This window comes from Phenylobacterium sp., from assembly GCF_004799395.1.
Taxonomy (GTDB): domain Bacteria; phylum Pseudomonadota; class Alphaproteobacteria; order Caulobacterales; family Caulobacteraceae; genus Phenylobacterium.
This window is the reverse complement of the sequence record NZ_SSMZ01000067.1, coordinates 1-6,730: the sequence shown is the minus strand read 5'-3', so window position 1 is coordinate 6,730 and position 6,730 is coordinate 1. Positions and strand designations below refer to the sequence as shown.

Below are 6,730 nucleotides of genomic sequence, written 5' to 3'. Positions count from 1 at the left end.
GCCAAGGAGGGCGGCAAGCCCGGGCTGTTCGCCGTCCATCTCGACGGCGAAGGCGTCACCCGCGAGGCGCTGCAGACGCTCGACCCGACCCGCGACGCGGCCAAGCTGACCTTCAAGGACACGCCGGCGCGACGGGTGGGCGGCGCCGGCGAAGGTTTCGCGCTGCTGGAGCAGATCTTCGACCGCGCCGCGATCCTGCTGGCCTTCGAACAGTGCGGGGGCGCCGACAAGTGCCTGGAGATGGCCAAGGCCTACGCCCTTGAGCGCTACGCCTTCGGTCGGGTGATCGCCTCCTACCAGGCGATCAAGCACAAGCTCGCCGACATCTACGTCAAGAACGAGCTGGCCCGCTCAAACGCCTACTACGGCGCCTGGGCGCTCAACACCGACGCGCCGGAGATGCCTCTGGCGGCCAGCGCGGCGCGGATCGCGGCTAGCGAGGCCTTCTGGTTCGCCGCCAAGGAGAACATCCAGACCCACGGCGGCATCGGCTTCACCTGGGAGATGGACTGCCACCTCTACTACCGCCGTTCGCGCCAGCTGAGCCTGGTGGCCGGCGCGCCCAGGGTGTGGAAAGAGCGGCTGGTGAGCCATCTCGAACGGCGCAACGCAGCCTGAAGGAGTGGATAGATGGACTTCAACGACAGCCCCGACGAAGCCGCCTACCGCGCCCAGGTCAAAGCCTGGCTGGAGGCCAATGCGCCAAAAGCCCGCGCGGGCGATGACGATCCGGAAGGCGGCGGCTCGATGGCCGCGTCCAAGGCCTGGCAGGCGAAGAAGGCCGCGGCCGGCTACGCTCAGATCACATGGCCCAAAGAATGGGGCGGCCAGGGCGGCACGCCCATCCAGCAGGTGATCTTCAACCAGGAAGAGGCCCACTTCCCGGTGCCGGGAAACCCGTTCCAGATCGGCCTAGGAATGTGCGTGCCGACGGTGATGACCTTCGCTGACGACGCCACCAAGACCCGCTTCGTGGGCCCGGCCCTGCGCGGCGAGGAGATCTGGTGCCAGTTGTTCTCCGAGCCCTCCGGCGGCTCGGACGTGGCGGCGGCTAGGACCAAGGCGGTGCGCGCGCCGGACGGCTCCGGCGACTGGCTGATCTCGGGCCAAAAGGTGTGGACGACGGGAGCCCAGTTCTCGGACTTCGGCATCGTGGTCTGCCGCACCAACCCGGACGCGCCCAAGCACAAGGGCCTCACCATGTTCTGGGTCGACATGCACGACGCCGGCATCGAGGTGAAGCCGATCCACCAGATGTCCGGCGGCTCCGGGTTCAACGAGGTCTTCTTCACCGACGTGCGCGTGAAGGACAGCCAGCGGCTGGGCGCCGTCGACGAAGGCTGGAAAGTCAGCCTGGTCACGCTGATGAACGAGCGGCTGGCGGTGGGCGGGCCCTCGGGCGCGGGCTGGGCCCAGTTCCTGGAGGCCGCGCGCAGCATCCCGGGCCTGGACGGCGCGCCGGTGCTGAGGGACCAGGCGATCCGCGAGAAGCTGGCCGACTGGTATGTGGCCACCGAAGGCCTGAAGCACACCCGCAACCGCACCATGACCGCGCTGTCGCGCGGTCAGACGCCCGGCCCGGAAAGCTCGATCGGCAAGGTGGTCTCGGCGCTGCAGATGCAGGACCTGGGCAATACAGCGATCGAGATGCTGGACCAGTATGGCATCCTCAACGACCCGGAGCTGGCCCCGATGCAGGCGGCGTTCCACTGGTCGCTGATGTTCGCGCCGGGCCTGCGCATCGCCGGCGGCACCGACGAGATCCTCAAGAACATCATCGCCGAGCGAGTCCTCGGCCTGCCCGGCGATATCCGAGTCGACAAGGATGTGGCCTTCAAGGACATGCCTACCGGCCGCTAGGCGTGGCGGCAGGCGCTTCGCCTAGGCGCTCATCCGCATCGGCGCGCGGCGCGGGCTGAGCGTCAGCAGGCGCGTGTAGAGCCGGGTCAGGCCCTCGAAGGTGTGGTCCCAGCTGTGGCGGCTTTCGGCGCGCTGGCGGGCGGCGATCTTCAGGGCCGGAAGGTCGCGGGCGAAGAGGGCCTCGGTCGCCTCGGCGAGGCTGGCCGGATCGACCCCGGCAGCCAGCTGGCCGACGCTCTCGTCGAGCAGTTCGCCGACGCCGCCCTTGTCGGGACCGATCACCGGCAGGCCGGCGGCCATGGCCTCGATCACCACCAGGCCGAAGATCTCGTTCTCGTTGGCGTGGATGAAGGCGTCGCAGGAGGCGATCACACCGGCCAGCTTCTCCGGCTCGCCTTCGAAGTCGATGCAGCCGACGCTCGACGGATAGCGGGAATCCTTGCCAGCTCCGATCAGCACGAGGCGGTAGGGGTCGCCCAGCATCTGCACGGCGGCGACCATGGAATCGATGTTCTTCTCCCGCGCTGGCCGGCCGGCGAAGACCAGCAGGCGGGCGTCGGAGGGGAAGTCCAGCCGCTTCAGCAGGGCCTCGCGGTCGCCGCGGCTGGGGTGGAAGAGCTCCAGGTCGACGCCGAGCGGATGGACGCTGACTTCCTTCACGCCCGCTTCGGCCAGGCGGTTGGCCGAATGCCGGCTGGGCGCGATCACATGGTCGAAGCGCTGATAGGCCTGGGCCCAAAGGTTGAAGGTCGGCTGCTCGGCCCATTCGCCCAGGTGCAGGGCGGCGAGTGTTGGGGCGTCGGTGTGGCAGACGGCGACGACGGGCGCCCCAAGCGTCTGGCCGGCGATCAGCGCCGCGTGGCCGGGCACGAAGACGTCGCCGGCCTCGATGATGTCCGGCTGCAGCATCTCCAGCACCGCGGCCCACTTGTTGGGGCTGGCCGGCATGCGGTAGCCGTCGCCGAACGGCAGTTTGGTGGCCGAGACGGTGTAGAGCCCCGGTGTTTCGCGCCGGGTGGCCTTGCCTGGCACGACCAGGGTGTGGCGGATATCCGGCTGGCGCTTCTCCAGCCAGGTGCGCTTGGCGGTCAGGTAGCGCTTCACGCCGCCGGAACGCGGCGCATACATCATGGTGGTGTCGATCAGGTGGAAGCCGGGCCCGTCGTCGCCGAAGGCCGGCGCGCCCGCCATATCCGCGCGCAGAATCCGGTCCGGAGAAACCGGCGAAACGTCCGCCACGCGATCGGCCCTTCTATCCTCGAACCCCATCGGGGCCCCCGTTGATGATGCAACGAACAGCGCGGCCGTTCGATCCCGCTGCAGCTTCTTCAGCCTACCGCGTTCGGACGAATTTTTCCAAAGCCTTGCCAGGGGACCCGCACCTTTTCGTGGACGCTGAAGCTTGACGCTCAGATTGGGGCGAAAGCCCGACTCGACAAGGGCTTCAGTGTGGATCGTACGCCTTGGCGAATTCCGGGCGAGCGGCAATGTTGGGCAGGAACAACGGATCGATGCGCGCGTGGGTGGCCTGTTCGAAGGCGTAGCCAAGCGCCAGCAGCCGGGCCTCCGACCAGGCTGGCCCGATCAGCGACAGGTTCACCGGCAGACCCGAGACATTGCCCATGGGCACGGTCAGATGCGGATAGCCCGAGACCGCTGGCAGGGTGGAATAGGAGCCCAGGCTGCGGCTGCCGTCGATGGGGTCGACGATGGTGGCCGGACCGGTGGACGGGCCCACCAGCACCTCGACGCTGTTGTCCTGCATCATCTTGTCGAGCGCCGCGCGGGCCAGTTTGCGGGCGTTGGCGCGCCGGGCGATGTAGGTCTGGTCGGTGATCGGCGCCGCGGCCGAGGCGGCCTCGAATATCTCCTGGCCGAACAGCGGCGTCTCGCGCGGCTCCTTGTTGTCGAAGGCGATCAGGGCGTCGATGGTCCGAGCGGTCACCTTGGGCGGCGTGGTGGCGAGGTAGGCGTTCAGCGCCGCCTTGAACTCCACGCGCAACGCCTCGCCCTCGGCGCCTGAGATGGCGCCCAGCGCCGCGTCGTCGGGTCCCTTGACCTCGACCAGCACCGCGCCTGCCTTTCGTAGGGCCGCCAGCGCGTCTTCGTAGATCGCGTCCGTCTGCGGCGAGCGGCCGACGGTCATCCGCAGCACACCGACGCGCGCGCCCTGCAAGGCGCCCGGCTTCAGGCCTGCCAGATAGTCGGTCTTGTGGGCGTCGGCCTCAACGGTGCCGGGGTCGGCGGGATCGGATCCGGCCATGGCGTTCAGCATGGCCGCCGCGTCGGCCACCGAGCGGGTCATCGGCCCGGGCGTGTCCTGCTCGGCCGAAATCGGCACGACATAGGTGCGCGAGATCAGGCCCAGCGTGGGCTTCAGCCCCACCACGCCATTGGTGGCCGCGGGGCAGGTGACCGAGCCGTCGGTCTCGGTGCCGACCGCGAGCGTGACGAGGCCCGCCGAGACCGCCACGCCTGACCCGGCGCTGGAGCCGCAGGCGGTGCGGTCCAGGGAATAGGGATTGCGCACCAGGCCGCCGACGCCGGTCCAGCCGCTGATCGAATGCAGCGAGCGGAAGTTGGCCCACTCCGACAGGTTGGCCTTGCCGAGGATCACCGCGCCCGCGTCGGTCAGCCGCTTCACCAACGGCGCGTCGCGGTTGGTGATGTTGTCCTTCAGCGCCAGCGAGCCGGCAGTGGTGGCGGTGCCGTCTGCGGATTCGATGTTGTCCTTCAAGAGCACAGGGATTCCGTGGAGCGGTCCGCGCACGTGGCCCGCCTGGCGCTCGGCGTCGAGTTTACGCGCGTCGGTGAGCGCGTGCGGGTTGAGGGCGATGACCGCGTTGAGCTTGGGCCCCGCCTTGTTCAGCTCGGCGATGCGCGCCAGGTAGCGCGTCACCAGGGCCTCTGAGGTCAGGGTCCCAGCGGCCATGGCCGCCTGCTGCTCCGTGGCGGTGGCGAAGGGGCTCGTCACCGGGGCGCCCGCCGCCGGGGTCTGCGCGCAGGCCGGCGCCGGCAAGGCCATGGCCGCCAGGGCGGCCAGGGCCGCGGCGAAGGTGAAGTGTCTCAGCATGGCCGTCCCCGATTCAGCAGGGTCATTGGAGCCGACCGCGGACCAAAACGCCAGCCACGAGGGCTGCGCTAGAACGCCACCTGCGCGCCCAGTTCCACCACCCGGGACGGCGGGATCTGGAAGAAATCGGCGGTCCTGACGGCGTTGCGCGTCAAGAAGACGAACAGCACGTCGAGGATATGGCCGATCCCGCCCGCGCGCCGCGGCAGCAGCGTCCGGCGGCTGAGGAAGAACGAGGTGCGCATGATGTCGAACTTCAGCCCCTTGGCGCGGGCCAGCGTCATGCCCTTGGCGACGTTGGGGGTCTCCATGAAGCCGAAGGACAGAGTCATGGCCTTGAAGCCGGGGGCCAGATCGTGGACCTCGACCCGCTCGGAATCGGGCACCCGCGGACGCGGCGCGACCTTCACCGTCAGCAACACCACCTGCTCGTGCAGCACTTGGTTGTGCTTGAGATTGTGCATCAGCGCGGCGGGCACCGAGCCGGGATCGGCGGTGAGGAACACTGCCGCACCCCGCGCCTGCAGAGGCGGGCGCTGGGTCAGCATCGGCAGGACGTCGGCGAGCCGCAGATCGCTCTGCTCGGCCTTCAGGACGCGCCGGATGCCGCGCATCCAGGTCCACATCAGGAGGATCACGCCGGCGGCGATCAGCAGGGGCACGTAGCCACCATGCATCACCTTGGCGAGGTTGGCGGCCAGGAAGGCGCCCTCCACCACCAGGAACGGAGAGAAGATCACCGCCGCCTGCCACATAGGCCGCGCCTTCAGCCGGTGGATCGCCACCACGGCCAGCACCGAGGAGGTGATCATCGCGCCCACCACGGAGACGCCATAGGCGTTGGCCAGGGCGTCGGAGGATCGGAAGCCCAGCACCAAGGCGGCGACGCCGATCATCAGGATCCAGTTGATCTGCGGGGCGTAGATCTGGCCGATGTGTGCCTCAGAGGTGACCTTCAGCGTCAGGCGCGGCAGGAGGCCGAGCTGCACGGCCTGCTGGGTCATCGAAAACGCGCCGGAGATCACCGCTTGGCTGGCGATCACCGTGGCGGCGGTGGCCAGGCCAACCAGCGGCAGCTGGAACCAGTCGGGCGCCAGGTGGAAGAAGGGGTTGTCGACAGCGCTGGGGTCGGCCAGCACCAGGGCGCCCTGGCCCAGGTAGTTGGCGATCAGGCAGGGGAAGACCAGCGCCACCCAGGTCCACTGGATCGGCTTCCTGCCGAAATGGCCCATGTCGGCGTAGAGCGCCTCGGCCCCCGTCACGGTTAGGAAGACGCTGCCCAGCACGGCGGGCGCGACCTTCGGATGGTGGATCAGCACGGACATGCCGGGCAGTGGGCTGAGCGCGCCCAGCACCTGCGGCGCGCGCGCCAGGGCGGCGAGTCCCAGCACGGCGATGGTCACGAACCAGACCACGCAGATCGGTCCGAACCAGCGTCCGACGCCGCCGGCGCCACGCTTCTGCACCGTGAACAGGCCCACAAGCAGGACCAGCGCGATCACCGGCACGTAGGGATCGATCCGCCCGCTCAGGCTCTGAACGACCTCAAGGCCTTCGACAGCCGAGAGCACGGAGACGGCGGGCGTCAGGATCGCGTCGCCGAAGAACATGCCAGCGCCGATCATGCCGATGATCAGGATGGCGCCCGCCGCGCGGCCGCCCGCCTTCTGGACCAGGGCCATCAGCGACAGCGTCCCGCCCTCGCCGCGGTTGTCGAAGCGCATGAGGATGAGGACGTACTTCAGCGTCACGATCACCATCAGCGTCCACAGCATCAGGGAGACGACGCCGATCACA

At 69.0% G+C, this 6,730-nt stretch carries 5 protein-coding genes; 2 read left to right on the top strand and 3 right to left on the bottom strand.

Annotation, left to right across the window (positions count from 1 at the left end):
• Both E8A12_RS04475 and E8A12_RS04470 read left to right on the top strand, forming a co-directional pair.
• Nucleotides 1-618 (top strand): acyl-CoA dehydrogenase family protein (locus E8A12_RS04475; protein ID WP_293366562.1); only part of this gene is annotated, 618 nt, incomplete at its 5' end.
• Nucleotides 619-630: 12 nt separating this feature from the next.
• The gene (locus E8A12_RS04470; RefSeq protein WP_293366561.1) at nucleotides 631-1,860 is read left to right on the top strand and encodes an acyl-CoA dehydrogenase family protein; all 1,230 of its coding nucleotides are present in this window, start codon (nucleotides 631-633) and stop codon (nucleotides 1,858-1,860) included.
• 21 nt (nucleotides 1,861-1,881) lie between these two features.
• On the opposite strand, the gene E8A12_RS04465 is transcribed toward E8A12_RS04470, so the two are convergent.
• The 3 genes from E8A12_RS04465 to E8A12_RS04455 all read right to left on the bottom strand — a co-directional run.
• Nucleotides 1,882-3,099 carry a glycosyltransferase gene (locus E8A12_RS04465; RefSeq protein WP_293366560.1) on the bottom strand — a complete coding sequence of 406 codons (1,218 nt, stop codon included), beginning with the start codon at nucleotides 3,097-3,099 and terminating at the stop codon, nucleotides 1,882-1,884.
• A 205-nt stretch (nucleotides 3,100-3,304) separates the two neighbouring features.
• On the bottom strand, nucleotides 3,305-4,933 hold the full coding sequence (locus tag E8A12_RS04460) for an amidase (protein WP_293366558.1): 1,629 nt from the start codon (nucleotides 4,931-4,933) through the stop codon (nucleotides 3,305-3,307).
• Nucleotides 4,934-5,001: 68 nt separating this feature from the next.
• Nucleotides 5,002-6,730: potassium transporter Kup (locus tag E8A12_RS04455; RefSeq protein ID WP_293366556.1), on the bottom strand; the 1,729-nt coding region annotated here is incomplete at its 5' end.